The sequence below is a fragment of the Candidatus Yanofskybacteria bacterium genome (genome assembly GCA_016181175.1).
Lineage (GTDB): Bacteria > Patescibacteriota > Minisyncoccia > 2-02-FULL-40-12 > IGHO2-01-FULL-4-A > 2-01-FULL-44-17.
On the sequence record JACOZV010000004.1, the window covers coordinates 90351 to 116678 of the forward strand.

General features: G+C 42.5%; 28 protein-coding genes and 1 tRNA gene. 2 read left to right on the forward strand and 27 right to left on the reverse strand.

Annotation, left to right across the window (positions count from 1 at the left end; genetic code table 11):
- Positions 1-200: 200 nt before the first annotated feature.
- The 8 genes from HYT61_03775 to HYT61_03810 form a co-directional block, all read right to left on the reverse strand.
- Positions 201-755, reverse strand: coding sequence for a hypothetical protein (locus tag HYT61_03775; GenBank protein ID MBI2063323.1), 555 nt, complete (start codon positions 753-755; stop codon positions 201-203).
- 66 nt (positions 756-821) lie between these two features.
- The gene (gene mraY / locus HYT61_03780) at positions 822-1889 is read right to left on the reverse strand and encodes a phospho-N-acetylmuramoyl-pentapeptide-transferase (protein MBI2063324.1); all 1068 of its coding nucleotides are present in this window, start codon (positions 1887-1889) and stop codon (positions 822-824) included.
- Complete coding sequence (locus HYT61_03785; GenBank protein ID MBI2063325.1) at positions 1890-2828, reverse strand: D-alanyl-D-alanine carboxypeptidase; 939 nt, start codon at positions 2826-2828, stop codon at positions 1890-1892.
- Positions 2829-3060: 232 nt separating this feature from the next.
- Complete coding sequence (gene aspS, locus HYT61_03790; protein MBI2063326.1) at positions 3061-4449, reverse strand: aspartate--tRNA ligase; 1389 nt, start codon at positions 4447-4449, stop codon at positions 3061-3063.
- Between the two features lie 63 nt (positions 4450-4512).
- A complete protein-coding gene (locus HYT61_03795) occupies positions 4513-5439 on the reverse strand; it encodes an energy transducer TonB (protein ID MBI2063327.1) in 927 nt (308 codons plus the stop codon).
- A gap of 254 nt (positions 5440-5693) precedes the next feature.
- Entirely contained in the window at positions 5694-6161 is a 468-nt protein-coding gene (rpsG, locus tag HYT61_03800; protein ID MBI2063328.1) for a 30S ribosomal protein S7, read from the reverse strand.
- Positions 6162-6163: 2 nt separating this feature from the next.
- Positions 6164-6574 (reverse strand): 30S ribosomal protein S12, encoded by a 411-nt coding sequence (gene rpsL / locus HYT61_03805; protein ID MBI2063329.1) that lies wholly within the window; start codon positions 6572-6574, stop codon positions 6164-6166.
- A 42-nt stretch (positions 6575-6616) separates the two neighbouring features.
- Positions 6617-7225, reverse strand: a complete 609-nt coding sequence (locus HYT61_03810) for a site-2 protease family protein (protein MBI2063330.1) — start codon at positions 7223-7225, stop codon at positions 6617-6619.
- A gap of 40 nt (positions 7226-7265) precedes the next feature.
- Between HYT61_03810 and HYT61_03815 the strand changes: the two genes are divergently transcribed.
- Both HYT61_03815 and HYT61_03820 read left to right on the forward strand, forming a co-directional pair.
- On the forward strand, positions 7266-7448 hold the full coding sequence (locus HYT61_03815) for a 50S ribosomal protein L28 (GenBank protein MBI2063331.1): 183 nt from the start codon (positions 7266-7268) through the stop codon (positions 7446-7448).
- A 4-nt stretch (positions 7449-7452) separates the two neighbouring features.
- Positions 7453-7523: transfer RNA gene (locus HYT61_03820), tRNA-Pro, on the forward strand.
- Between the two features lie 59 nt (positions 7524-7582).
- On the opposite strand, the gene HYT61_03825 is transcribed toward HYT61_03820, so the two are convergent.
- From HYT61_03825 to HYT61_03915, 19 genes are all read right to left on the reverse strand, one after another.
- Entirely contained in the window at positions 7583-8068 is a 486-nt protein-coding gene (locus HYT61_03825; GenBank protein ID MBI2063332.1) for an NUDIX domain-containing protein, read from the reverse strand.
- A 28-nt stretch (positions 8069-8096) separates the two neighbouring features.
- On the reverse strand, positions 8097-8600 hold the full coding sequence (locus tag HYT61_03830) for a nucleoside-diphosphate kinase (protein MBI2063333.1): 504 nt from the start codon (positions 8598-8600) through the stop codon (positions 8097-8099).
- Positions 8601-8765: 165 nt separating this feature from the next.
- Positions 8766-9650 (reverse strand): MBL fold metallo-hydrolase, encoded by an 885-nt coding sequence (locus tag HYT61_03835; protein ID MBI2063334.1) that lies wholly within the window; start codon positions 9648-9650, stop codon positions 8766-8768.
- A gap of 25 nt (positions 9651-9675) precedes the next feature.
- Positions 9676-11232 (reverse strand): ComEC family competence protein, encoded by a 1557-nt coding sequence (locus HYT61_03840; GenBank protein MBI2063335.1) that lies wholly within the window; start codon positions 11230-11232, stop codon positions 9676-9678.
- 434 nt (positions 11233-11666) lie between these two features.
- Positions 11667-12245: a hypothetical protein gene (locus HYT61_03845; GenBank protein MBI2063336.1), complete on the reverse strand. Its 579-nt coding sequence runs from the start codon at positions 12243-12245 to the stop codon at positions 11667-11669.
- A gap of 3 nt (positions 12246-12248) precedes the next feature.
- The gene (gatA, locus tag HYT61_03850; protein MBI2063337.1) at positions 12249-13694 is read right to left on the reverse strand and encodes an Asp-tRNA(Asn)/Glu-tRNA(Gln) amidotransferase subunit GatA; all 1446 of its coding nucleotides are present in this window, start codon (positions 13692-13694) and stop codon (positions 12249-12251) included.
- Positions 13695-13742: 48 nt separating this feature from the next.
- Entirely contained in the window at positions 13743-14105 is a 363-nt protein-coding gene (gene gatC / locus HYT61_03855) for an Asp-tRNA(Asn)/Glu-tRNA(Gln) amidotransferase subunit GatC (protein MBI2063338.1), read from the reverse strand.
- A gap of 4 nt (positions 14106-14109) precedes the next feature.
- Complete coding sequence (gene ligA, locus HYT61_03860) at positions 14110-16113, reverse strand: NAD-dependent DNA ligase LigA (GenBank protein ID MBI2063339.1); 2004 nt, start codon at positions 16111-16113, stop codon at positions 14110-14112.
- 117 nt (positions 16114-16230) lie between these two features.
- Positions 16231-18684 carry a PKD domain-containing protein gene (locus HYT61_03865; GenBank protein ID MBI2063340.1) on the reverse strand — a complete coding sequence of 818 codons (2454 nt, stop codon included), beginning with the start codon at positions 18682-18684 and terminating at the stop codon, positions 16231-16233.
- Entirely contained in the window at positions 18677-19138 is a 462-nt protein-coding gene (locus tag HYT61_03870) for a hypothetical protein (GenBank protein MBI2063341.1), read from the reverse strand. The genes HYT61_03865 and HYT61_03870 overlap by 8 nt, the downstream gene beginning before the upstream one ends.
- Before the next feature lie 110 nt (positions 19139-19248).
- Positions 19249-20649 carry a hypothetical protein gene (locus tag HYT61_03875; protein ID MBI2063342.1) on the reverse strand — a complete coding sequence of 467 codons (1401 nt, stop codon included), beginning with the start codon at positions 20647-20649 and terminating at the stop codon, positions 19249-19251.
- Between the two features lie 136 nt (positions 20650-20785).
- Positions 20786-21163, reverse strand: a complete 378-nt coding sequence (locus HYT61_03880; GenBank protein MBI2063343.1) for a hypothetical protein — start codon at positions 21161-21163, stop codon at positions 20786-20788.
- A 51-nt stretch (positions 21164-21214) separates the two neighbouring features.
- A complete protein-coding gene (locus tag HYT61_03885; protein MBI2063344.1) occupies positions 21215-21727 on the reverse strand; it encodes a type II secretion system protein in 513 nt (170 codons plus the stop codon).
- A 26-nt stretch (positions 21728-21753) separates the two neighbouring features.
- The gene (locus HYT61_03890; protein MBI2063345.1) at positions 21754-22272 is read right to left on the reverse strand and encodes a type II secretion system protein; all 519 of its coding nucleotides are present in this window, start codon (positions 22270-22272) and stop codon (positions 21754-21756) included.
- Positions 22273-22818 (reverse strand): type II secretion system protein, encoded by a 546-nt coding sequence (locus tag HYT61_03895; protein ID MBI2063346.1) that lies wholly within the window; start codon positions 22816-22818, stop codon positions 22273-22275. It abuts the gene before it with no gap.
- Positions 22811-23209, reverse strand: a complete 399-nt coding sequence (locus HYT61_03900) for a hypothetical protein (GenBank protein MBI2063347.1) — start codon at positions 23207-23209, stop codon at positions 22811-22813. The genes HYT61_03895 and HYT61_03900 overlap by 8 nt, the downstream gene beginning before the upstream one ends.
- Positions 23206-24036 (reverse strand): prepilin peptidase, encoded by an 831-nt coding sequence (locus HYT61_03905; GenBank protein MBI2063348.1) that lies wholly within the window; start codon positions 24034-24036, stop codon positions 23206-23208. Before HYT61_03905 ends, HYT61_03900 begins: the two co-directional genes overlap by 4 nt.
- 179 nt (positions 24037-24215) lie before the next feature.
- A complete protein-coding gene (locus HYT61_03910; protein ID MBI2063349.1) occupies positions 24216-24725 on the reverse strand; it encodes a type II secretion system protein in 510 nt (169 codons plus the stop codon).
- 323 nt (positions 24726-25048) lie between these two features.
- Positions 25049-26218, reverse strand: coding sequence for a type II secretion system F family protein (locus HYT61_03915; protein MBI2063350.1), 1170 nt, complete (start codon positions 26216-26218; stop codon positions 25049-25051).
- Positions 26219-26328: the final 110 nt, after the last annotated feature.

The window sequence follows — 26328 nt, forward strand, 5'->3', positions numbered from 1 at the left end:
TTAGTAATTATAAAAGTGATAAAAATCACCCCGACATCCGCCTGCTGGCGGAGTCGGGGGTTCCCGGTTTGTAATTTTAAGGGGTCAGCCACAAAACATTACTAACTAAATTTTACGGCAAAATTCTGGTTTGGGAAAGATGGCTGAAAAAAACAAAAACCGCTTCCAGTGAAGCGGCATGACAGTAAAGACAAACAAGCCTAGCAGTCTCGTTTAACAGGAATAGGTTCCAGCCGTGGCTGGGGTGCAAATAGTCCTTCAACCCATTTGCGAACCTTGCTTTTGCCGGGTGGAAGCGGGACAACCACCACAAAATAATTATAAATTGACAAGCCAATAAAAAAACCGACTCTGGCAACTACTTCTAGTATTAAGTAGCGGGTTTCATAAATATACAATGGCAAAAAAATAATTTCAAAAACTACCCAAGACAAACAGTAAATCCTGAACCAAAAATTATTTCTTTCTAGCTTTACAACTTCTGACGAAAAAAGGTTCTCTTCTGCTTTGTTGCATTTTTGAATCGAGGGACCAAATATCAAAACACTAAAGATAAGAATGGCTATATCAAACATGTTGCTTTTAACCGTCAAAAAAGGTAAAAAATAATTTATAACCCGAACAAATGTTCCAAAAATGGCAAGAAAGATCCCCATTTTGGCAAAGAAATAGCATGTCAGCCCGGTTAATTTTTGGAACCAATGGCTGAATTTTGTAAGTTTTTCAATGATCTTACTATCCAGAGCTCGCAACATCTCATCCCCCTAGCAACTTATAGATATAAGAATTATGCTAACATTTTATTAATTTATAGTCAAGTTTCAAAACAATGGCGGTATTTTTGAGTCTACCAAAAAAATTATCAGTCCGATTATTGCTCCTATTGCGCTGATCATCCAGAATCGCATAGTTACTTGCGTCTCTGGCCAGCCGCGGGCCTCAAAGTGATGGTGAATCGGCGTGGAAAGAAAAATCTTCTTGCCCCGCAACCGCTTAGATGACAGCTGAATAATTACCGACAACGACTCAATTATGAATACTGCCCCAATCGGTATTAAAAGAAGTGGCGTATTGGTAAGCATCGCAATAATGCCCAACACCACACCCAAAGACATTGAGCCGGTATCGCCCATGAAAAATCTGGCCGGAAAAATGTTATACCACAAAAATGCTATCAGCGCGCCCATTATTGCCGCTATAAAAGTCACTAGATCCATCCTGCCCTGGTCAAAAGCAATGGCGCCGTAAGCGGCAAACATGGTTAGAAATGTACCTGCCGCCAAACCGTCCAGACCGTCTGTTTCGTTGGCAGAAAATGAAGTGGCGACAATAACCAAAATAAAGAATGGTATATACCACCAGCCAATGGTAAAATCCCCAAGAAACGGAATATTTAAAGAATTGAAGCCGAGCTTATAGAAAAACCACCAAGCGCCGCCTGCGGCCACTACCGTGTAAAGCAACAGACGGTATTTCATCCTTAACCCGCCGCCTTTAGGACCGATGCGCATAACGCCCAAAATGTCATCGGCCAATCCAACCAACGCCGCGACAGCCAAAGCACCCAACGGCAGCCAGGTTTGACCACGAGAAAAAAAATTAACACGCGACCAAAAACCGTCAACAGATTTGGAAAGATACCAGAAAAGCAAGGTCAAAATTGTCACTGTAACCCAAATTAAAACTCCGCCCATAGTCGGAGTACCCTCCTTTGACTTGTGAAGCCGATTAAAAATCGGAGCGCCTTCAGCGCGCAGTTGTTTCCCCATCTTGTACTTATACAGAATCTTCATCCAAAGCGGCGTCAGCGCCAGGGAAACAAAAAACGCCAGTGCCGCCACCACGAAAACTCTAACTACATTAAAAATTGTGAAAATATTTTCTGCCATTTATTCCCAGCTATAAGCTGTCTTTCCCCATTCGATTAGCTTCTCGGTTTCTCCAAAACGATTCTGCGAACCAAGTACTACGGAAATGAGGCCGTCGCCAACGTTGTCTAATCCGACCTCAAGAACCATTGTGCCAAGGGCATTGTCCGTATATCCGGTTTTACCGATTATAATCCCCCGAATCTGGTTAAGCAATTGATTGGTATTAACCAAGTGGTGCGGTATCCTGCCATCCGCAGAACTCACGTCCATCGTTGTTGCTTTTAGTGTTCCGGAAATTAACTCGTAACTTTTGGCGTAACTAACCAATTTTATCAAATCTGAAGCAGTTGAAAAAGCATCATAATCATCCAAACCCGCCGGATCAGTAAATTTGCTGTTGGCCATACCCAAGTTTTGGGCTTTTTCATTCATTTTGGCAACAAAATCGATGCCCAATTTTTGCGCTTCAGTGGCCAAGGTCAATGCCGCGTCATTTGACGATTTAACAAGCATAATCTTAAAAAGATCAGCCACGCGCAATTGTTCGTTTTTAAAAAGATCGGCACCATTACCATCCACGTTTATAGACTCCACCGGCACGGAAAAAATTTGATTAAGATCCAAGTTCTCTAAAACCACAATGGCACTCATTAGCTTAGTAATTGAAGCGATGGGCAATCTTTTGTTGATATTTTTTGCAAAAAGAAAACGTCCGGATTTAACGTCAACCAAAGCAGCGGCTCTAGCTTCGATTTCCGGTTCCGGCACATTAAAATCTCTGACCGGTGAATAGCTAATTTCTGAAACCGGCAAAAGGAATGCTTGTTGTCCTTCACTTGGCGGTTGAACCGCCAAGTTGGTGTTTGGGACATCTACCGGATATCCGAAAATAAAAAAAACCGCCCCACTGACCAACCCGCCCAAAACAATTGTAAATAAGATTACATTTGGCCTCATTTAATTTAAGCTTGGAAGAGCGAACCCCGTCAAAAATTACAAACCCCAAGCCGATACCAATCGGCGGTTTTTATCGTTCATAGATTGATAAGAAAGGTGCTAGCCCGACGGATGTACCGGCGGAGGCGCGCGCGTTTTGCGCCTGTCCCGAAGGGCCAGCAAAACACGCGCGCGTAGCCGGTAAATAAAGTTTTGTGCTAATTAAGTTTGTAATTTTTGACGGAGGCGAGCGTCATTTTTTAATTTGTAAATGCAGTTCTTTTAGCTGTTTTTCTTCCAACTCGGAAGGGCTATCCATCATAAGATCTCTTGCGTCACCGGTTTTGGGAAAAGCAATCACTTCGCGTATATTCGGTTCTCCAACCAATACCGCCACCAGCCGATCCAATCCCCAAGCAATACCACCATGCGGCGGCGCGCCGTAGGATAAGGCGTCCAGCATGTGCCCAAAGTTTTTGACAGTTCTTTCTTCTTCAAACCCAATTATCTCAAAAACTTTTTTCAAAGCTTCGGCTTGATGGTTGCGGATGCTCCCGCCTCCGATTTCAAAACCATTTAATATCACGTCGTATTGTGTCGTTAAAATCTCGCCGATATTTTTCTTTTCCATTAACCATTCCGAATGCTCCGGCCTAGGCGCGGAAAAAGGATTATGAGTGAATGTCCACTCGCCATTATCAGTTTTTTCAAAAAAAGGAAAATCAATAATCCAGCAAAATGCCAAAAGGTTAGGGTCATCGGGATGCTCGCGCAAGTCAGGTCTGTCAGTACCATATTTTTCCATTGCCTCTTTGTGGGTTAGCCGCGGAAATGGAACTTCTTGAATTTTTTTATCGGGCATAATGTTTTTAATCAGTTCGATCAATAAGGACTCGTTCACAACCATCACATCTTCGCGTTCCACAAATGACATTTCCAAATCAAGCTGGGTAAATTCCGGCTGTCTGTCACCGCGGGTATCTTCGTCACGAAAACAGCGAGCAATCTGGAAATACTTTTCGATACCGGCAACCATCAATAACTGTTTGTATTGCTGTGGTGATTGCGGCAAAGCATAAAATTTACCAGAATATAAGCGAGAAGGCACCACGTAATCACGCGCACCTTCGGGAGTAGATTTAGTAAGTATCGGGGTTTCAACTTCAATAAAGCCCCTTCCGTCCAAGTAATCGCGAATAAATTTTGTTACTTTGTGGCGTAAAATCATATTTTTTTGCATCCTTTCGCGCCTTAAATCAAGATAACGGTATTTCATCCTGTGGTCCTCGCCTATTTCCCGCCCATCAGTATCCAGCGCAAATGGCGGAGTAACCGCTTGGTTTAAAACCTCCAAAGATTCAGGCTGAATCTCTATTTTGCCGGTTTCTATTTCATCGTTAACCATCGCCTCCGGCCTTGCCGCCACCTTGCCAATAATTTTCAAAACCCATTCCGAGCGTAATGTGTTCGCAGTTTCGTATAGTTCTTTTTGTTGCGGCGTAAAAACAACCTGGACAACCCCGGATCGGTCGCGCAAATCAATAAAAATAATTTTGCCGTGATCTCGACGGCCATGCACCCAGCCAAAAAGCTCCGCATCTTCACCAATCTTATTTTTTGTTTCCGCAATTAGAGTTCGCATTTAACCTAATAGTATTATAAAAAACAAAACTAGGCAAAATGAAAACAGGATTTTCATCCTGTTTTAAAGCAACCTGAATATTACCTCAATGATAACGCTGACAATAACGGGTTTGTCTTCTTTGGTTCCGGGTTTAAATTTCCATTGTTTTACCGCTTCAACCGCTCTTTCGTCTAACCTTAAACCCAAACCTCTGCGAACCAAAACTTTTCTGACATTACCATTGGTATCTATTTCCACGTAAAGAATAACTGTGCCTTGAAGTTTTGCCTTGCGAGCTTCGTCGGAATATTCCGGGTTAATTTTTTTTAAAAGTTGCGGAGGTTCCACACCGTTGCCAACTCCCAACGCGTCTCCGCCCATACCACCGTCTGATCCGGGACCAATGCCGGAACCAGTACCAGATCCGACTCCACCGCCGCTGCCAGTACCGATACCCCCGCCGAAACCGGGACCGTTTGACGGCAGAACAATATTCCCCAAAATATCCCCCAGCGGTCCAAGACTGACAGGCGGCTGTTTTAATTCCGGGGGCACGATTACACTCGGCTCCATAGCCAGTTTTGGCACATCATTTCTAATTTTCACCGATGGCGGTGTAAATTGCTTTAAAGAGAATTTGGGCGGGTTGCCCTTACTTGCCGGCTGAGGCGACCTATCGCCCCCACCGCCACCGCCTCCGGTTTTTTTAGTCTGCGGAAGATAGATTGCGCTATTATTAGGCAAAATTATAAAAACTTCTGATGAAGTTACCGGTTTTTTGTTAAAAAGACCAGACTCTCCGGCAACAAAAACACACACCACCACGATAACGTGGGCAATACCCGACAATAGTAATCCCTTCTTTGGGTTGTGCCTGCTTAAAATATCTTTAACGGGTATTGGGCTTGAGGTAACGACAAGAGGCGGGTCTTTGCCTCTTTTTTTAAGGAACCGGCCCAAGAACTCACCCAATTCAGAAAAAACTCTCTTTTCTTCTGTTAAAAACATTGCCTTCCTTACATTTCTTGAACCAATCAGTTGTTATAACTATCATCCGCTGATTTGAAAGTTTGTCAACCCCGTTAGAAGTCGCCCTTACTGGTTTATTTTCAACAACTATTAATAACTTAAAAGTTTACCGAAACAGTTTTAACTTATGCATAAGGCTGCACAGCAGCGACTTCTAACGGGGTCAATATCAACAAGCAACGCTCAAAAATAAAACACCGCGCTCAAGCGCGGTGTTTTATTGAATCAAATCATTACCAGGCAAAGTGGGCAAAAGCCTTATTGGCTTCGGCCATTCTGTGAGTGTCCGTTTTCTTTTTTATCGCCACTCCGGTGTTGTTATACGCATTGATAATTTCTTGAGCTAATTTTTCCTGCATCGGCTTACCCTTTTGACTACGGGCCGCATCAATAATCCACCTAAAAGCTAACGCCATTTTACGTTCCCCTCTCACTTCGTAGGGAACCTGATAATTAGCACCGCCGATTCTGCGAGACTTGAGTTCAAGCTGTGGCCCAGCGTTATTCAATGCCATATCAAGCACTTCCAGGGCTGGTTTTTTAATTTCCTTTTCTGCGCGCTCCAAAGCCCCGTAGACAATCTTCTCCGCCGTAGACCTCTTGCCACTACTCATCACCTTATTGATTAACTTAACAACCAAAAGAGATGAGTACTTATAATCCGGCTCAACTATTATTTTTTTCTTTATTGGTTTGCGCATTTTTATTTGGGTCTTTTGGCTCCATACTTACTTCTGCCCCTGCGTCTTGCATCAACTCCAGCGGAATCTAGGCGGCCGCGTACTATGTGATACTGGACGCCAGGCAAGTCCTTGACTCTACCGCCACGCAATGTAACCACAGAGTGTTCTTGCAAATTATGTCCTACACCGGGAATATAAGCCGTTACTTCCATGCCATTAGTCAATCTAACACGAGCAAATTTACGCAATGCAGAATTTGGCTTTTTTGGTGTCATGGTGCCAACTTTTATCGCTACTCCGCGCTTGAAAGGTGCATTAAAAAAAATGGGTTTATTCTCAAGGCTGTTGAAACCAAACGACAAAGCCGGCGATCTTGTTTTCGTTTTAGCCCTGCTACGAGGATGTTTTAATAACTGATTTATTGTAGGCATTTTATCTTTACAATTAGGCTACATTAAAAGGCGTTTTCGCCTTTATCCAATTATAATCCTAAATAATAAATTAATCAAGGGAAAAAGTAGAGGGAAAATAAAAATTAAAAAGATAATAAAAAGTATAAAATTATACCGCAACATGAATACCTTAACCGCCGTAAATCTAGCCGGTAAAAATGTCAGTAATAACCAGTGGCCATCCAGAGGCGGAATTGGCATTAAATTAAAGATTGCGAGCGTCAAATTAAGCAATACAATAAAAGATAGGAGTTGCGGCAATACGGTCGCCTCAAGAGATGCAGGCAAAAATCTTATCAAAGTTCCAAATAAAATGGCAATTATTATATTAACTGCAGGGCCCGCAAAAGCCACCTTGGCCGGGCCAAATTTTCTATCATTCAAGTTGGCCGGATTATATGGCACCGGTTTAGCATAACCAAAAACAAAACCACCGGCCCAAAAAGTAAAGAGCGGTAAAAGCACGGAACCAAACCAATCAAGATGTTTGAGGGGATTTAATGTAATCCTGCCCAGGTCTTTGGCTGTATCATCGCCCATACTATGAGCAATCACGCCATGGGATACTTCGTGTAAAACAACCGAAAACAAGACAACGATTATATTAAATAATCCGATAACCAATGACATATACTTGCAAGATTAGCAATTTTAAGTTAATGTGTAAACCATGACCAGATGTCCGCGTTGCGGCAAAAAACCGGTGATGGCAAATAAACGCAAACTTTTGCGCGGTCATTATAATCCCGTAAATCGCTATCGCAAATATCCCAATCTGCAGTGGGCCAACATTGACGGCAAACGCATCATGATTTGCACCTCGTGTATTAAAACACTTGGCAAAATAAAATAGGGCACGGGGTATAGTGCAACGGTAGCACGAGTCCATGGGGTGGATTTAGTCCCGGTTCGAATCCGGGTACCCCGACATGTTATAACAAAAACCGGCCATACGTGGTCGGTTTTTGTTATAATGAGCTTTTTAGTTCAAAATCTTTGCCATTCAGTTTTTTTACTCTTGCGTTGATTTTCAGCCATTAGTAATTCATCATATATACCATCGATAAGTTTGTAATTTACGGCTTCTTCGAGTGTAACCCACTGGAATTGATCGGTTTCGTCCGGCTGTAACACAACATCGCCAGACTGATAATCGGCTAAACAAGAAATGACCAGCGAAGGATTGCCATCACCATGCACCGTAGCCAAACTTGTCACATATGCGATATTTGTAATATCCAAACCAACTTCTTCTTTCACTTCACGCCGCAGAACTTTTTCAAGAACATTGTACCAATAGTCAGTCGTGTCTTTGGGTAAGTTTATGTAATCATCTGTTTCCAATTTACCGCCGGGCACAGTCCACATCCCAGGAAAGCGTTTTTTGTTGAAAGAACGGCGAGTAATCAAATATTTGCCGTCTTTAACGATAATTGCTGTAATAGCCACTTCGTGTAAAAATTTATTATCCATATTAAAATTTATAAAAAATTTAAAAGCTTTAATCTTCTTTTAGAGTAAATTTCGTATACGACGGCTTGTGATTTACCAACTCTTCGTGTTTAAACCAAACGCTTATTTCCGCCTCTGCCTCTTCGGGTGAAGCCGAGGCGTGAATAAGATTGAAAACTCCGATTTTTTTATCATCGGCATAGCCATATGAAACATGGGTATAATCCCCCCTGATGGTACCCGGGACGGCAACCTTGGGTTCGGTGGCACCGACCATTTTTCTGGCAACTTCAACCATCTCCACACCTTCAAGAACCAAAGCAACAATCGGACCAGAAATTAACATGTCAATCATTCTTTGTCTGATTGTCTCCCCCCTCCTTTGAGCCAGGTCTTCCGTATAATGTTTCATGGCAGTATCTTTTTCAGATACCAACATCTTCAGACCAACAATCTTAACGCCAACACGTTCAAATCTGGTGATTATCTCACCTATTATTCCCCTATCTAGAGCGTCTGGTTTTAATAAAATTAGTGTTCTTTGTAATATCATGGTTTTAGTTAACTATTTTGAGCTTGAAGAATAATGTCTTATAGCACCGTTGAAAGGGTGGATTGCATGGTCACCGAGCAGTATAATGGTTGAACTGCGAGGTGAATCCACGCTTTCAACGGAGCGACGCAACCTCGCTGGGGTTGCTAGCGGTGATAGAAAGCATTATTCATCAAGCTCAATTTCATAATTTTGACCATCCAATATTAATTCCACCACGCCATCAATATCCGTCCGATAATATTTTATATCATATTTTTTAAGCCGATCCAAGATTCCTTGATAAGGAAGGCCATATTTATTTTTCTTTCCGACTTCAATAAAAGCCACCTCGGGATTAACTGTTTTCAAAAAATCCTCCGTCGTAGATGTTTTACTGCCATGGTGACCTATCTTTAAAAATTGGGCGCTTAAACTGGCTCCACTGGCCAGAAGCTTATATTCAATCTTGGCCTCGGCATCGCCCATAAACAATATGCCGTCGTCGCCGTAGTCCAGGCGCAATACCACCATTGCATCATGCGAATTTCTAAGCGATGCGTCATCAGCATCAGGATCGGGCGGAGACAAAATTGTAAGTTTCGCCCCGCCGCCTAAGTCAATAATTTGTCCGGCTTCTGCTTGAGTAGTTATAAATGAAGATTTTTCTTTATTCCATTCGGCATAGTCTGCCGTATTATACGAGGTATAATTTTCAATTATCTGTCCGACTTCGTATTTTTTTAAAATCTCAATTAATCCTGCAACATGATCAGCATGAGGATGTGTCAGTATAACCAAATCAATTGATTGGTCATAAAACGGCATAATCCTGCCAAGCTCTTGCAGAATTCTGCCGTCCGGTCCCCCATCAATAAGCACTTGGTTGCCATTAAAATCTATTAGTTCGGCATCACCTTGTCCTACGTCAAGAAAATAAACATGCAACAGGCCATCGCTTTGAGCCCCGGCATTAACGGCGACAAAACTTAAAACAACAGCGGCAGTTATGAAAATGAAAACTGACCACTCAAGTTTGGATAACTTACGCAAAGACAGTGAAGCTGGCATTAGTTCCTCATAACATAAAAGTTCATCACTTGGAAAGGACTTTTTGTTTTTTTGTTAAACTTCTCAAAAACCATACCAAAATACAGTAGGACACTAACAACATCGGCCAGCTAAAACTAATCGCAAGCGTAGCCCAACTTGGCGCCGCCAACAATTTAATAATCTTGAGCTCTATGGTAGTTAATAACCAAGCAAAATAACCGAAAAATTGTCCTAAAAACGGCATGATTATGCCGATAAGGCCACTAATAAAGCCCAGAAGCATGGCAAACGGTATGGTCGGCAAAATGATAATATTAGCAGGCAACGAAGTTAAAGAAAAATTTTTAAAATAGTAAATCAAGAGCGGCAGAACTAAGAGTTGAGCCGATACCGTCATGGCAAATGTTTCACGCAAGTTAAATAACCTGGGCAGTTTTGTAAAATATTTTTCAAGGACCGGAAACACGTAGATGAGTCCGAGCGTCGCCGCGAAAGACAATTGAAAACCTATGTCATAACGCAAAATGGCTGGATTAATCAAAATCATTACCGCGCCGGCAAGGGTTATCGCATTGCGCGGATCACTCAATCTCCCCTCTCTCTGTGCCAGCAAAACTAAAGAACCCATAATAGACGCCCGCACCACAGAAGCCTGCGCTCCTGTCAAAACAGTAAACATGGCCACACCAATTAATGAGAACCAAAAAGCCGTCTGCCTCCTTAAAAACAAAATAAAAAAAGAGGAAATAACCATGACCACTATCGTAATATTGTAACCAGACACCGCGAGAATGTGGCTGGTGCCGGTACGAGAAAAATCGTCTTTAACGTCTTGCGGAATCTGTGAGCGACTGCCAAGAAGTATCCCGTTGATAAACACCGCGTTGGGTTCGGCGATTGATCTGGTAATTGAGTCTTCAAACGTTTTTTTAAGGACAAAGATTTTTTTAAAAATTAAGATTTTTGCATATTCATACTTACTTAGGAGTTGAACTCCTAAGTTGTCTGCAATTTTAATCTCCGGATAAAAAAGCGTGGTGTATATTCTGTCTTTAGCCAGATAAGAAATGTAATCAAAGTCATCAAAATTTTCAGGTTTTTTAATATTGCCGTAAACCCACAGTTGATCACCATACTGATACCTGGGATAGAGTTCTGTTGTAATCAAAACTCTCTCTTCGACCACAACCATGTATGGCGGCACGTTTAGTTGTTTCGCATAAAAAGAAAACCTCTGCTTATTGCCGATGACTTCAGGTTCATTAGATATATAGCCCAAAATGGTAACTTTTATGGGATGTTTGTTCTGCGGATCTACAACCCGTTCTTGTGCTTCAGCAAACTTTTGGAGATTGTGAGTCTTGGAGTTAACGGCATTATAACGCAAAACTCCAGCAAAAAAGAAAAGGGTCACGAAAGCGGCAAAAGCCAATTTGACGTTAAGCAAACCGGAGTCACGACGGTAGAAAATGGCGATAAGCGCCGCGCAGATTACGGCCGCAACCAAAGCTGTGATTTTTGAAATATTAAAAAACGAACCGGCAAAAATGCCGAGAACAAAAGAAAGGAGAATATAAAAAAATATCTGTGAACGATGCATGGTGTTCGTTGTATCAAAATTACAAACCAACCTATACCGAAGAGCTCGATAACCAGCTACGCGAGTTCTTTTTGTTCAATCCACCCGATTACGGGATTTTTCACAAAAAGCCTCGCCTACGCCGAAATAACATCCTCTCGGTATTGATTATCTAGTTGCTAAACGCACGCCCATCTGCTGATGGGCTTGGGGTTTGTAATTTTTGAAAAATGGCTCCCCAAACTTGAATTAAAATGGCTTAAAATATAAGTTTTTTGATAATTTTGACCCAAACACTTGACAATGCCCTAGCGATTTGCTATACTTAAATTACAATAAGCAAGGTCTAGGAGGCAGGTATTCCGGGCAGCCAATCGCGACCCCCTAGCACATAAGCCCCGGCCGGCATAAGTCGCGACCCCACTGCAGAAACGTGGGGTTTTTTATTTTTTAAACTATGTCAGCGCGGCTAATTCTTTTAAGACCGACTCAAAGGCATTAATTGCGAATAATGCCTGCTGGTGGGTCAGGCGGAAGTTGGCGTCGTGAACCAACAGATTGCGAAGTTTGTGGGCATCCCAGAGATATTGGAGATTGATTATCTGATCTGGCTTGATGAGCATCAAGCGTTCTCCCATTGATTCTCCGACGAAACCGGCGGTTTTCAGGACATCATCAACAAATTTATCGGCCTCAATTACGGCCAGTTTCCACTCGGCCTCAACAAAAGAATCAACGTGCCGTCTTATTTCCTGCCAACGGTTATCATAAGCCGTTACCGCTTCAACCGGCAGATTAAATTCACCTTTTATCCCAACCAATTCTTCTTTCAATGTGCCCAAAGTCCACAGTTTGCGGATCACTATCACAAAAATTGTTCCAAAAATAACTGTCAAAATTATCGCCACCGTTTTAATGTCAACAATAAGTCCGTGATAATCAAAATTGCTTAAAAAATTCAAGGCCGTATCAAAAATCTGCGCCAATTGAGGAGAAACGTCTGTGCCGGAAATTGTGGCTGGTAATTGTGTCATATTTTATTTCAACGATTCTTCTAGTTGGAATGCTACTTGCAAAAGCCTTGCTTCGTCAAAATGCTTGGCGACTATCTGGAAACCAACTGGCAGTTTTTTGTTGACCACCTCTGCAAAACCGCACGGCAAGGAAACTGCAGGCAAACCGGCAAGGTTTATCGGCGAGGTGTAGATATCAGCAAGATAGGCCGACAAAGGATTATCAAGTTCGTTGAGTTTGGGCGCAACCGTAGGCATCGTGGGGCCAACGACAACGTCATATTTTTCAAAAATCCTGTCGAAATCTTTTTTAATCAAGGCCCTAACTTTTTGGGCTTTAAGGTAATAGGCGTCGTAATAACCCGCTGAAAGGGCATAAGTTCCCAGCATAATCCTCCTCTTAACTTCATCACCCAGTCCATTTGCTCTCGTTTCTAAATACGTGTCCAACAAGTTTTCTGCTTTTTTTGACGATAGACCATACCTCATCCCATCATATCTTGCCAGATTTGCCGAAACTTCAGACGACACAATTATATAATAAGTCGCGATCGCATAATCAATCATCGGCAAACTTACCTGATCAACATGAGCACCGAGTAATTCAAGTTTGGCAATTGCGGCCTGCACCAAATTATTCACTTGGCTGTCCAGACCTTCAGTAAAAAATTCTTTAGGCACAGCCACTTTTAAACCAGCTATCGGCTTTTTCAGATTGGCGGTGTAGTCCGGCAACTCACGATACGAGCTGTTCGGCATTGAGCTCACGACCGAAATGCTGGTTGAATCAGCTTGGTCATGTCCGGCAATGGTGTTAAGTACAATTGCCACATCTTCAACTGTTTTGGTGATCGGCCCGATTTGATCAAGGCTTGAAGCCATAGCAATTAAGCCGTGACGTGAAACCAGTCCGTAGGTCGGCTTAAGGCCCACAACGCCGCACCAAGCGGCTGGAGCACGGATAGAACCGCCTGTATCAGAGCCGAGGGCATAAACCGCAAGGCCTGCGGCAACCGCCGCCCCGGATCCGCTTGATGAGCCGCCGGCAACACGCATATTGTCGTGAGGATTCAGTGTGGGTCCAAAAGCGGATTTCTCCCCTGTCGCACCCATGGCAAATTCATCAAGATTCGTCTTACCAAGAAAAACCGCTCCGGCATTTTTTAACTTCGTTATGACTGTTGCATCATAGGGCGCAATGTAATTTTCTAAAATTCTTGACGCCGCTGTGCATTTTTCTCCTTCAATTAAGATATTATCCTTAACCGCGCATGGTATTCCAGTTAAAGGAGACACAAGAGTCCGAAATTTAGAATCTGGGAGAGGGTCAAAAATTGAAAGATACGCGTTGAATTTTGGGTTTTCTTTCTTGGCAAGTTTTTGATACTCTGCAGTAATTTCCTCAACCGAAAACTCACCCCTTTTCAAACCCTCATTGATAGATTTAATTGTGTAATCACTAATATTCACTAGGTATTGATTTTACCCCGTTATAAGTTTAATTCGTGCCACATTATCCTACTTCCCGCGATTACTTATAACGGAATGAACTTTAACAAAATTGCCCTTGCTGTCCGGGGCCATTTCAACAAGTTTTACAGCTTTAGCCACTTGATCTTCCAACGACTTTTTCATTGATTCACCCAGCACCACTTTGGGTAGCCACAAAGTGGTGCTGGGTTCATCTTTCCGTAAAACATTCTCAAGCCCAGCGTTTTGGGTAACCAACCGTGCATCATCTGTGTTAACTTCTTTTAACTTATCAATATAACTCAAAATCGCCCCAAGCTCTTCGGCTATTTTTTGCTTTTCTTTCTCGGCCAATTTGATCCTTGCTAAACTAGCCACATGCTCTATTTCTTTTTTGGAAATTTCAGCCATGGTATTACTGTAACATATTTAAGAATTCTTTTTCAGATAATATCTTGACGCCAAGTTTTTTGGCACGATCATATTTACTGCCCGGCTCCGCACCGGCAATAACATAGTTCGTTTCCTTGGAAACCAATGACGAAACATCACCGTTGTTTTCACGCGTCATCTCCTCCGCCTGTTCGCGTGATAATGTATCAAGCGTACCGGTAAATACAAAGGTTAGACCCTTTAATTTTGACGATTTTTGAGTCGATTCTTGTTTGAGGATATGCAAGCCGGTTTTCTTAAATTTTGCCAAAAGATTTTGATTATAATTGCTACGAAACCAATCATATATGCTTCTGGCAACCACATTGCCAATATCTTTGATGCTGTTTAATTCGTCCGCATTTGCTTTTTCCAATTTTTCCAAGACGCCAAATTTACGCGCAAGGTCAACTGCTGTTTCCGAGCCAACGTGCGGAATTCCCAAAGCAAAAATAAACCTGTCCAGCGAAACCTTCTTGCGCGCTTGGATTGCGTCAACCGTATTTTGGGCTGATTTTTCAGCAAAACGTTCAAGATTTAAAAGATCGGCTTTGGTAAGCGTGTAGAGGTCGGCGATATCCTTAATAAGTCCAGAATCCATTAGTTGATCTATAATTTTCGGACCAACACCATCTATGTTCATGGCATTCTTTGAAACAAAATGATAGATCGCCTCACGCTTAATGGCCGGACAATTTTTATTTATGCACTTGTGCGCAGCTTCACCAGTAACACGCTTAACGGGCCCACCACAAACCGGGCATTTTGCCGGAAAATGGAAAATCTTCTCTCGGCCATCACGGAGCTCTTTGAGAACTTTTTTGATGTCTGGTATAACATCGCCGGCCCGGCCGACTATCACAGTATCCCCAATGCGCACGTCCAACCGCCTGATTTCATCTTCGTTGTGAAGTGTCGCACGGCTCACGGTGGTACCACCGATTTCCACGGGTTCAAGCACGGCCACTGGAGTCAGAACACCGGTACGCCCTACGCTAACGATAATATCTCTAACTTTGGTTGTTGACTCTTTTGGCGAAAATTTATAAGCAATGGCGGCACGCGGCGCCTTACCGACAGATCCCAGTTTTCCGAACTTTTTGTTGTCATTTACTATCACCACGATGCCGTCAATTTCGTAATTCAGACTCTCGCGGTGCTTTTCCCAATAATCTCTAAACTCCTGTACCTCCTCAAGGTTGCGGCAAAACTTATTGTGAGGATTGGTCTTGAAACCAAGTTTATGCAAGATCTTATGCTCATCTTCGTGCACTTTTTGGCCCAAGTTACTTACCAACGAGTAGGCGTATGAATCAAGCCGCCGCGAAGCGGTAACGGCTGGGTTAAGCTGACGCACAGAACCTGCCGCGAGATTGCGCGGATTAGCGTAAACAGCAACACCCGACCTTTTTTGCTCCTTGTTTACTTCTTCAAATTCTTTTTTGCCTATAAATACCTCGCCGCGAACAATTAGGGCAGGTTTTAGGTTATAGGTTTTAGGTTTTAGTGAAAGAGGGATGGCTTCAACTGTTTTAAGGTTTTGTGTTACGTTTTCTCCCACGGTGCCATCACCACGAGTTGAGCCTATTTTTAACATGCCATCTTCATAAATTAACTCGATCGCCAAACCGTCTATTTTTAACTCACAATAAAATCCGCCCTCCACCGCGTGCGGATCTAATCTCTTGAGCCTGTCCAGCCAGTCCTCCATATCCTGACGGTTAAAAGCGTCATTAAACGAGAACATCCTGGCCGGATGGATAAATTTTTCAAATTTGCCAAGGGGTTTTCCGGCAACACGTTGAGTTGGCGAATCCGCGGTAACTAAATCCGGGAATTGCTGTTCAAGATCAAAAAGTTCTTTTTTGAGAGAATCCTCGGCTGATTCTTCGATAATCGGCTTATCCAAAACAAGCCGGTGGTAGCGGTACTTGTTAATCAGCGTCTTGAGTTTCTCAATCCTTTTTTTAGCCTCTGTTTTATGCATTTCTTCTCTAAAATCAACTTAAAATTATCACATTTTAGAGTAAAACAAAAGCCCGGATATTGTCCTGGGGCTTTTAATTTTTACGGCGTTTTGCTTCTATTTTCTAGATTCTAGATTCTATTTGGGGCTCACCTCTTTCCAAATTGGAATAGGACGTTCAACACCAACAGGCTTTGTGAGAGAACAAGAAAAGCCGTCTTTATCGGTAGCCGTCTCGGTAACATTGTATATTCCTTGACTTATATAAGCATGGGTTGGATTCTGAATGGTAGACGATCCCCCATCTCCAAAAACCCAGCTCCAGCCACGCTGTCCTTGACTGCTACCGTCAAAAAACTGGGTCAGATCGGAGAACTGAATCTGTTGATCAATCACCGGTTTGGCCGGTAACCATGAAAAATTCACGCTGGGATAAGCATGTTTTGGAGTTTTCCAAGATTGGGATTGCGTCCAGCCGGAAACTGCATCTTGAGAATCCCAAACTCGGACTCTTGATTTATAAGTAACGCCAAACTGCAACGGACTGGCAAAATATGAAGTTCCACTGGAACTAACTTTGCCGGAATCAATTTCAGGGTTCTGGAATGAGCCCTGATCATCAACTTGAACTTGATAGGCAGATTGCGTATCGCCATCAGGATCAGAATAAATCCAGTTAATAATGGCAGCCGGACCTGAAACACAGTAATCCGGCTCGGCAACGGTAACCGAGGTAACAGACGGAGAAGAATTGGGCGGTGGGACAGAGGAGGTGTAAATGGTAAAAATAATCCGGCCTCCGCTTTCCATGACTTGGCTTACAGGTCCGTCATTCGAAGTAGAAGAACAAGAACCTTGTGAAAAATTATTAGGATCGTTCCCCTCAACTGGGTAGCCGCCGATGCAGCTTTGGGCAGAAATCGAAGAAACCGTTTCACCCGCTGCTGGAGTATAGGTCAGGGTATATGTCGCACCGGCTCCCAACATGCCATAATAAAAAGAGTTTAAGGTATTAGAACTAGCTGGGGGCAAATTACCAGAAACAGGCGTGATAGTATAAGTTCCATCCAAAGAACTTTGATTTGACATCACTTTTATTCTGGTATTCCTAAAATGAGCTATAAATGAGTCGGAATCCGTGCCTACGCAGCTATCTTTACCCGGGCTACTGCCGACACATTGAAAAGCACTCCATGCGTCATTCTGTATATTATTTCCTTCCGGGTCAGTAAAACCAAACACTGCCGCCCAATCGTAACCAACGCCCAAAGGTGGCTGTGGCGAAGTAAAATAAGCAGACCAATTATTCCTCATGAGAGGACGCCAAAAACCGCTTGGGATTATTTCCCTGTGCCAGTCGGAATATGGAACAGCATAATTATAAGTAAAGGAAACACCACTAAAAGAAAACTCCCCAGCCCCATTATCCATCAGTGAATCAAAAGTTACTCCGACATGAGCTTCAACTGAAAACGTCGCGGAAGCGGAAGATGAACTTGTCGGAGCCACGTTGCAAGCATTCAGTGGCGGTTCAACATCGGTAAAGTTTACGGTTTGAGTCCAATTGCCCATGTCCCCAGGCGTCCATCCGCTGGCGGCCACCCAAAGAGTGCCGTCAGAACCCACCGGCGCATTTCCCAAATAACAATTTTCAATAACAGGGACGCCGTTTAGTGTAGAACTCCACAAAACGTAATGGTTGGGAGGACCGCCTGTAATGCCATACTGGGTCTGGTCTCCACCGGTAGTATAAATAGCCCACGGATGGTCCGTCTCGCTAAAAAAAGTGTCGGTACAGCAATTTATGTGCAATAGCGTAGGAAGGGTTGAGGCAACCCTGACCGTTGCCACTGTTGAAGCAAAACCACCGCCCCCCTGAACTGTATAAGTAAATTCGTAAGTATAACTTGCTTGGCAATCGGCAATCTGACTGGGTGGAATACTTCCCGAAGTTCCGGAAATATCCGGAAACGAACCGCTGATAGTACCGCAAGCATCTTGCGAAATATTATCACCAGAGGCGTTTTTTATCTGAAGCTGGGTACTGCCCGAATCCGCATCGGTAGAATCCCATTCATATTCAACGTAGGTATTGACATTAACTAGAATATCAGTTGAATCGTTGACGGTAAGAGTAGCAGTTGGCGGTGGTGTTGGCGTAGGAGTCGGGGTGGGCGTGGGAGTGGGGGTGGGTGTGGGGGTTGGGGTCGGCGCCGGAAAAGCCTGAATCGTTACAGGGCCATAATCCACTCGGTTGTCCCAGTTAGCGTCATGAGTTACCAAAGTAACATCATAATATTGATTAACTTCAGTTAAAAACTCGCTATATATAGAACTGTTTGGTGGATATTCGTAAGAGTCCAATATCCCAACACCGGTTTTAGAATACCAATAATACAATTGCCCCACCCAACCGTCCGATAATCCATTTGTATCGCCCGTAACCGAGGTTATGCAATCATTTTCACCGGGTGGCACGGTGCAATTTCCGCCAACAAGCGACGTGGCACTGGCAAAATGAGGTGTAATAAAAAATATCAGCGCAGAAACAGCTAGAAATAAAATTAAACCGTGATTTTTAAAATTATTCATTGGCCGTATAAATTAAAGTTACCAGAATTTGGTCAATTATTTCTCTTTTTTGGACGATTACCGTAATCTGCGCGTTTTTATTCGGCAAAGAATTGACCTGCAAAATTTTTGATACTATCGGGGCGTTATTGGAACGCGAAGATTCCTCGGTAAAACTGATGCCATGTTCGTTAAAATAATTTTTGTATATCTTCAAGGCTTCATCCATACTTTTGGCCGTTTCATAAACGATCGTATACTGCTTATCAACGGGCCCCGGACGGTATACGTAAAAATTACTAAGCAGATTCTCTTTTTCTAAAGGAAAATCCTCAAAAAAGGAAGGAATCTTGTCTAACTTAATGGGAACCGCATATTGTTTGTCTGGCTTATTATAAAACAAAAAAAACCAGACCAAGGTGCTGGCAATAACAGCTAATAAAATTATTATGAAACTTTTTCTATTTTTGAGCATTGAAAATCAAAAAATCAAATAATCTATTGTTTAATTATAACTTTGTAAAATCAGGACAGCAACCAAATCTTATCAACACAGATGTAATTTAAAATAAAAACAAACCCCCGCTACATGCCGGGGGCGCCGATAAAAATCGGCTGAAAGTTGCTGTTGTTTACTCTGATATACGCTGTCTTACCCTCAAGTTCAGGCAAAACAGGTAACCGGGCATTGATCTGCCCTGCCGAAGTGTACAAAATTTCTGCTTCGGCATAACTCGCTCCATTAACGGTCAGTTGGACGCGCGTACTACCGATTTCTTCGGGAAGATTATTCCCGTAGATTTCAATAATACTGCCGGATTGTGTTTGGCGTTCATGGGTCGCATTGTCTATCACGCCCCCGACGTTTATGCGGGGCAATCTGTCACCCAGAATCTCTTTCATAAATGCTCCTTGCTGGGTCATATTGCCGGAGCCGTCATAATCACCGAAAAAACCCAGCCAACCCTCATCGGTGTTGTACAGGTTCCATTTCACCGCCAAGACGATATCGGAATTTTCTGAAATGGCATCGTATGCGTATCTCAACAGGTCCGCCTCATAGGTGTAATGGATTCCAAATTCACCAATGAACAACTTCTCGGCTATCCCATTGGCTTTGATGAAATCCAGAATCTTACCTGCATCATTCTTAACTCGCAAGTAAACATCAAGTGGAGTAGTTCCCGTGCCGGATCGCCACATAGATTGCCAGCTTGAAAAACTTACCAGATCGACTACCAAACCACGCTGAGCCATTTGCCACAACACGGATTTTTCCAGCTGGTTGTTCAGAAGTCCAACAACATTTGCCGTCTCAACGGCATTGAAAAACTTCACGGAACTCCCTGCTTCTCCGGCTCTTTCCCTGCCCCGCAAGACACCACGCTGTCTTGCTTCAATGTAATCCAGATAGCTCTGCCACTGCACGGTCTTGTTGATGTCGGGATCCAAAGAGCTGATATTGATTTGGAGGCTGTTCTCAACCTCCCAGTCCTTGATTATTATGTTTTTGGTCTGGCCGTTGCAAACGGTCGCAACGTATAAAACCAGATCCGCAAATTCCGCCGACACTATTTCTAGAAGTTGACTCCTCAACACTGGATCCTGTGGCAGATTTCTGAACATGGTTGGGTATGTCGCCCAATCAAACGCCGTTATCACGACTGTTGAAAAGCCAGGATCGCACAGCACTGCCGTGTAATCCGAACGGCGAGCCCTTAGGGTCAGGCTTGATGTTTCAAATCTTTCGCCAAGCTTGTAGTCCGAGTAGGGCGAAAGAACAATGTTGATAACCCGCGAGCCGCTCTCTTTGACACGCTCTGCGCCATCAAGAAGTGGCTCATTGGCTACTGCAAGATGCACGCCGCCCCAGTGGTAGATCCCCAGGCGGTCTCTGATGTCGCTCGGGGTTTCCATTTGGGCCACAGCAGAGAGTACGCCGAAAACTGATAAGAAAACAACCAAAAAAACTGTCCTTTTTTTCATGTTTTGCTCCTTGTAAAAGATCAGATTCTATGTATATATATTAACATATTTTCACTAAAAAGTAAATACGACTCGTATCTAGCCGTAATGATTCATCAAAAAGCCTTATTTTATGGCTTTTTCTTACACTGCTTAATCAAATATTTACCTCAAGAGACCTGGTCACACCTTCATAGGTGCCTATTGATTTAATCGGGAGCGTTGAGCAATCGGCGGGTATAAATAGCGCATTGGTATTGCCATTAATAAAGGTTGCGCCATTACTTAAAACTGGCATTTCCGCCGAACCAATACGGTTAACATACAAGCACCACTCCACCCCGCTTTCCGCGGCATATAACGCCCCGGATGATCTTTTTATGTCGCTTGCGGTTCTTATTTTAGGAATGAAAATTGCAGAGAGTGTTAAGGTCATGGATAAAAATATGCTCATCAAAAGCACAACCAAAATAACGGCTACCCCTTCTTGATTAGATTTTATATTTTGGGTTTTAGGTTTTAGATTAAAAACCATAATTTAAGGCTGCGGGTTTTAGGGAATTAATTATTACCTATTACTCATTAACTAATTCGAAAGAAATCTCTGCGACAGCGTGGTTTGAATATCAATTGTTGATTGCTGTTTGGTTTTTACGCTCTTAAGGCCGGCGATTATGGTTACCCGTGGCTGTTTTAGATCATCAATCGCTGTACCGGAAACACAAAACCTAAAATTGGTAAATTCAACCGTACTGGAATTCATTACACTATCAGTGCCATTCACATTGCGATGAATCGCATTACCAGAAAGAGAATACGTGATACTGCCGTTAACCGGGTGAGTAACATTCAAAATGGTAGCCGGAGTGGCAGGACAGTCTGTATCCGGACCGGCAATTTGGCTTACGCGAATTTCTTTAGCAATTGCTTCCAGCACAAAACTGGCGTTTTCTTCTGTATGTTGGGTGTTGAATGCCAGCCTTTGTAAATCCAAAGAACCGACAAAAACTCCGCCCATTAAAACCATGATTACCGAAAATAACAAAATCACCAGTGTGGTTTCAATCAAGGTAAACCCTGTATTATGCTTTGGGTTCATTTGCATTTTTAGGCTAAGGCGAAGCGTTATTTCCAATTAAACAAATGATCTTCGGCGCTGACAGATTTGGGTGCCGATCCTCTTTCAGTCCAAGTAACATCTACAACTATACTCTTTTCAACGCCGGTAACTTCCGTAACAACGTCAATGGTGCGCTTAAACAGGGTATCGCCACCAGAATCGTAACTGAATAAGCCAGTAGCGGGGTCGCTTTTTAAATTGGGATTACTATCTAAAGTAAGCAATGCCTGCGAATCCCACTGAACTCTATAAGTACCGTCTGGAATTGACGTACCAAATGAATTTCCCAAAAACCAGTCGCGATCTCGTATATTCCTCACAACCTCTATTCCCTCTTGTGCTAGGCCGCTGGCAATAAAATTATTTTTGATTGAAGTGGCGCTTCTGCTATTTGTTGTTAAAATAAAAGTTATCGCGGTAAAAGCCAGCCCAAAAATAAAAACAGCGATTAATATTTCGACGAGTGTAAACCCGGATTGGCCATGACCAAAAATTATTTTTCTATGAATTTTAGTTTGTGCCATTTATTCAGAGTCTATTTGTCCCGAACCGTAAATACTTATATCGGTGCATGTACTTTGATCACAATTTTGCTGATTTTTAAGTTGAACCGTGATAACCGTTGGCGAGGCAGACAAAGAATAACTGTTGTTTAGGTAAACCTTTGGGTCAGGAGGTTCAAAAAAAACATCAAGGAAAGCGGACCTAATTTCCATATTAGAATTAATTAGCTTTTTTGTCTCTACAACCATGTCGCCCGCCTGATAATTACGCGTGATAACCGAAGAACACAGCCCGGAAACCGGCACCACCTTGGCGTAAATAGAATAAGAGTTTTGGTCCAAATAATGAACACCATAGCCACACGTTAAGTTACCCTGAAAACGGCTACCCGATAAAGCCATGGATTGCGCCCTTCTGATGTCTGACAAAATTACAGAAGCCGTTTGGTCGCGCGCCGTTTCACTCTCCGGAGAAACACCAAAATTAAAAATTAAAACCACTGAAAAAGTGGCAATAATGGCAGAAATAACGAGAAGTTCAATTATAGTAAAACCTCTATTATTCATAATCCACTTCAATAAAATCGCCCGCTTTAATTCTTATCTTGTTTATATCCGACGTCTTGACCGGCTTACCATTCAAGTAAAAATGCCAGTCGTGATTTCCGAATTTAACCGCATCGCCTATTTTGGCCAAAACTACTGAGTTGTCTTCTCGCATTGAATATTTTAACTCAAAATTGTCTCCTAAAAAAGATGAATAAAGAGCTTCAAGAACGGTCATGTCGGTTACAACAGGCCCCTCAAACTTTCTGCTTTGACCATCGGGGAAGTTTATGCTCAACTGCGCGTTCATGGCGTTACGTGACAAGTCTACTTTAAAATAAAAAAGTGCCGCGCCCAAAACCAAAACAACCGCTATCCACGTCAAATGTTTTTTTGATAACTCGCTTTTCATCTTAAAATAAACGACACTGAAAAGAAAATGGGTTTAATTTTTTCCAATATTACCCGACCAAAGAAAAAATAAACAGTTGCCGAAAAACCAATAAATGCCCCGAATGGTAGTTTGGTCTTCAGGTTAGCACGACGTCCTATTAACAAAATCAAACCAACAACTGACCCAACCGCCACAGCACCGTAAAAAATAATTAATCCGCCCCAAAAACCAAAAATTAATCCGATCAGACCTGCAAATTTAGCATCACCCAGTCCAAGCCAAACCCCCTTTGACAAAAACCAAACAAAAAAGAGAATTGAGAATAAAACAATCGCGCCTAAAAAATTATTAAAAGAAAAAACATTAAAAACGCGGCCAACTGAAAAATATTCTAAAATTCCATAAGCAAGGATGCCGGTCAGCATCACCAACATAACGGAATCCGGCAAAATAAAATTTTTAAGGTCAATGAGGGCGAGTGCAAACAATGCTTCCAGAATAAAAATCGCGAACAGCCAATCAACAACCCCAACCTGGCCTAAAAAACGAAGGGCTAGCACAAAAATCACTCCGGAATACAATTCTACCGCCGGGTATAGCCAGGAAATACGTTGTCGGCATTGCCGACAACGCGCTTTCAAAACAAAAAAACTAAAGACCGGAATTAGATCATACCACGATAGTTTTTTACGGCAGTTTGGACAAGCAGACCGTCCCCAAAAAATTCCTTGCCCGCGAGGAATTCTGTAAATAACAACATTAACAAAACTACCCACCATCAAACCGAGAAAAAATCCCATTAGAGGTAGCGGCAGTAACACATAAGTAAAACCTGCATTCACCATTTATTTCTGCTAAACATTAATTTTGATTTATAAACACGCTGAGCTACCTCTAATGGGATAAAAATATAAACAAACCACAACAAAACGTATTAAGGGGTTAGTATTAAGTATTAGGGGTAATTTTTAATTTCTGGTCTTACCATAATACTTAATACTGCATGCTGAACCCCACCCAGAAATTATGGCTGGCCGGAATCGTAGATACAGTCACTCGCTGCGGTGTCGGTGCAAGCCTCTGTTCCTCCAGTCATAGCAGCACCGGACCATCCGGTTGAGTTGATATCGGTATCGTTATTAAGGGCATTAGTGTTTTTCTGTTCTAATTCCGCCCAAATCTGCATGCTTCTGGGAGTAGCAGCCGGATTCCACGCATAACCGTAACAGTTAAAAATACTTGAGACCGTACCAGCATAGGTGTCGGTGCAACCAGCCGCTATCGGATCATGTGGAATATTCACCAAGTATGTCGGTTTTAAACCTGTCATAACGTTGGTAGCCAAATAAGAACCGTTATCATCATAATAAAGTTCCAGGGCTGAACGAACCTGGTTTACGTCAGCAATACGCTTGGCATCTCTCGCTTTGGCTCTAGCTACGCCCAATTGCAACAATAGTAATGTTGCCAAAATTGAAATTATGGCAATAACAACCAAGAGTTCGACCAAGGTAAAACCCTTCGATTGGCTCAGGGCAAGTCCGTGAGAGCGATTCTTGCGTCCGCTTCCACCCGTGGGCCACTTTAGACCCAAAACACTTAAAAATATCGACACTTTTTGACTAGTTTCTAGTTTTATAAATTCTAGTTTCTAGTTTCTAAACAATTAAAAACTGGCAACCAGATAAAAACTAAAACCACGTTTAATTACTAAAATTATAATTTTTAAACGAGTTTAAATCAACTTAAGTTATACACACCCTGCAATAATAAAAAAGTGTTAAGTATCAAGTATTATGGGAAAGTCACGAATTCATAATTCCCTTTAATACTTAATACTAGCCCCTTAATACCGCCTTACCCGGCCCCGACTAAACTGTATATGGGCAACAGAACGGCTGACACCAAAAGGCCAACACCAATACCCAGAACTAAGATTAAAACCGGTTCAATAAGTTGGGAGAGGTTTTGAATGCTGTTTTCCGATTCGGTTTTATAAAAGTTAAATATGTTTTCAAGCACAAAATCTGTCTTTCCGGTTTTTTCTCCGATAATCAACATGGAACTTACCAAGGGGGGTATTTCGCTGTATTTTTCAAAAACTTGTGAAATGGTACCGCCACCCCTAACGTTTTCTTTGGCTTGTAGCAAGATTCCCCTGTATACGTCATTGCCCACAACGTCGGCGGTAATACCTATTCCATCAAGGATCGGCACATCGGATTTTATCAGTGTTGCAAGCGTCTCGGCAATACGCGCCAAATAAAAATTTCTTGTTATCTCGCCAAATCGCGGCATTTTTATTTTAAAGTTATCAAAACGCTCACGTCCACGCGGAGTTTTGACGTAATAAACCAACATTGCAAACCCGCCCACCATCAAGGTCACCAGTAAAAAAAGATACTTATTTATAAAACCGGTCACGGCCATCAAAACCCTTGTGGTAACGGGAATATCCGTAATACCGGCGTCATTTATAACTGAAAGCAATTGCGGCAAAACTGTCGTCATTAAAAGCATCGTCACGATTACCATCGCAGAAAGAACAAACGCCGGATAAGCAAGCGCTCCTTTGATTTTTGAATTTAGCGAAGCACTCCTTTCTAAATATTCTGCAAGATAAGTCAACGTAGTCTGAAGTTTACCAGTTGCCTCGCCGGCTCTTACCAAACTAATGTAAAAACGATTAAAAACCTTGCTATGCTCGGCCAAAGCAACTGAAAGGGGCGCGCCTCCTTCAATTGATGACACAACGGTTGAAACAATTTTTTTAAATGACCCTTTTTCAACTTGCCTAGAAAGAATGTGCAAACCCTCCACCAACGGCACATCCGCTTCAATCAATGTTGCCATTTGTCTGGTAAACAAAACTACGTCTTTGTGGGAGGGTCTGCTAAACATCGTCGTTATGTCGCGCGACAACAAACCCTTGCGGGTTTTCTCTAAACTCAAAATCGCCAGGTTCTTCTGGTGTAAAATATTTACTGCTTGATCTTCAGAGGGAGCTTCAATTTTGCCTGTAGTCAACTCCCCCGCTTGAGTTTTAGCCTGATATAAAAACTCCAAAAAGTATTAAGGGGTTAGTATTAAGTATAAAGTTAATTTGGGGTTTATCTTTTTACCATAATACATAATAC

What these genes read in the sequence shown, in the direction of transcription:
- HYT61_03775 (MBI2063323.1), bottom strand. Translation starts at nt 755, where the DNA reads ATGTTGCGAGCTCTGGATAGTAAGATCATTGAAAAACTTACAAAATTC.
- mraY (MBI2063324.1), bottom strand. Translation starts at nt 1,889, where the DNA reads ATGGCAGAAAATATTTTCACAATTTTTAATGTAGTTAGAGTTTTCGTG.
- HYT61_03785 (MBI2063325.1), bottom strand. Translation starts at nt 2,828, where the DNA reads ATGAGGCCAAATGTAATCTTATTTACAATTGTTTTGGGCGGGTTGGTC.
- aspS (MBI2063326.1), bottom strand. Translation starts at nt 4,449, where the DNA reads ATGCGAACTCTAATTGCGGAAACAAAAAATAAGATTGGTGAAGATGCG.
- HYT61_03795 (MBI2063327.1), bottom strand. Translation starts at nt 5,439, where the DNA reads ATGTTTTTAACAGAAGAAAAGAGAGTTTTTTCTGAATTGGGTGAGTTC.
- rpsG (MBI2063328.1), bottom strand. Translation starts at nt 6,161, where the DNA reads ATGCGCAAACCAATAAAGAAAAAAATAATAGTTGAGCCGGATTATAAG.
- rpsL (MBI2063329.1), bottom strand. Translation starts at nt 6,574, where the DNA reads ATGCCTACAATAAATCAGTTATTAAAACATCCTCGTAGCAGGGCTAAA.
- HYT61_03810 (MBI2063330.1), bottom strand. Translation starts at nt 7,225, where the DNA reads ATGTCATTGGTTATCGGATTATTTAATATAATCGTTGTCTTGTTTTCG.
- HYT61_03815 (MBI2063331.1), top strand. Translation starts at nt 7,266, where the DNA reads ATGACCAGATGTCCGCGTTGCGGCAAAAAACCGGTGATGGCAAATAAA.
- HYT61_03825 (MBI2063332.1), bottom strand. Translation starts at nt 8,068, where the DNA reads ATGGATAATAAATTTTTACACGAAGTGGCTATTACAGCAATTATCGTT.
- HYT61_03830 (MBI2063333.1), bottom strand. Translation starts at nt 8,600, where the DNA reads ATGATATTACAAAGAACACTAATTTTATTAAAACCAGACGCTCTAGAT.
- HYT61_03835 (MBI2063334.1), bottom strand. Translation starts at nt 9,650, where the DNA reads ATGCCAGCTTCACTGTCTTTGCGTAAGTTATCCAAACTTGAGTGGTCA.
- HYT61_03840 (MBI2063335.1), bottom strand. Translation starts at nt 11,232, where the DNA reads ATGCATCGTTCACAGATATTTTTTTATATTCTCCTTTCTTTTGTTCTC.
- HYT61_03845 (MBI2063336.1), bottom strand. Translation starts at nt 12,245, where the DNA reads ATGACACAATTACCAGCCACAATTTCCGGCACAGACGTTTCTCCTCAA.
- gatC (MBI2063338.1), bottom strand. Translation starts at nt 14,105, where the DNA reads ATGGCTGAAATTTCCAAAAAAGAAATAGAGCATGTGGCTAGTTTAGCA.
- ligA (MBI2063339.1), bottom strand. Translation starts at nt 16,113, where the DNA reads ATGCATAAAACAGAGGCTAAAAAAAGGATTGAGAAACTCAAGACGCTG.
- HYT61_03865 (MBI2063340.1), bottom strand. Translation starts at nt 18,684, where the DNA reads ATGAATAATTTTAAAAATCACGGTTTAATTTTATTTCTAGCTGTTTCT.
- HYT61_03870 (MBI2063341.1), bottom strand. Translation starts at nt 19,138, where the DNA reads ATGCTCAAAAATAGAAAAAGTTTCATAATAATTTTATTAGCTGTTATT.
- HYT61_03875 (MBI2063342.1), bottom strand. Translation starts at nt 20,649, where the DNA reads ATGAAAAAAAGGACAGTTTTTTTGGTTGTTTTCTTATCAGTTTTCGGC.
- HYT61_03880 (MBI2063343.1), bottom strand. Translation starts at nt 21,163, where the DNA reads ATGGTTTTTAATCTAAAACCTAAAACCCAAAATATAAAATCTAATCAA.
- HYT61_03885 (MBI2063344.1), bottom strand. Translation starts at nt 21,727, where the DNA reads ATGAACCCAAAGCATAATACAGGGTTTACCTTGATTGAAACCACACTG.
- HYT61_03890 (MBI2063345.1), bottom strand. Translation starts at nt 22,272, where the DNA reads ATGGCACAAACTAAAATTCATAGAAAAATAATTTTTGGTCATGGCCAA.
- HYT61_03895 (MBI2063346.1), bottom strand. Translation starts at nt 22,818, where the DNA reads ATGAATAATAGAGGTTTTACTATAATTGAACTTCTCGTTATTTCTGCC.
- HYT61_03900 (MBI2063347.1), bottom strand. Translation starts at nt 23,209, where the DNA reads ATGAAAAGCGAGTTATCAAAAAAACATTTGACGTGGATAGCGGTTGTT.
- HYT61_03905 (MBI2063348.1), bottom strand. Translation starts at nt 24,036, where the DNA reads ATGGTGAATGCAGGTTTTACTTATGTGTTACTGCCGCTACCTCTAATG.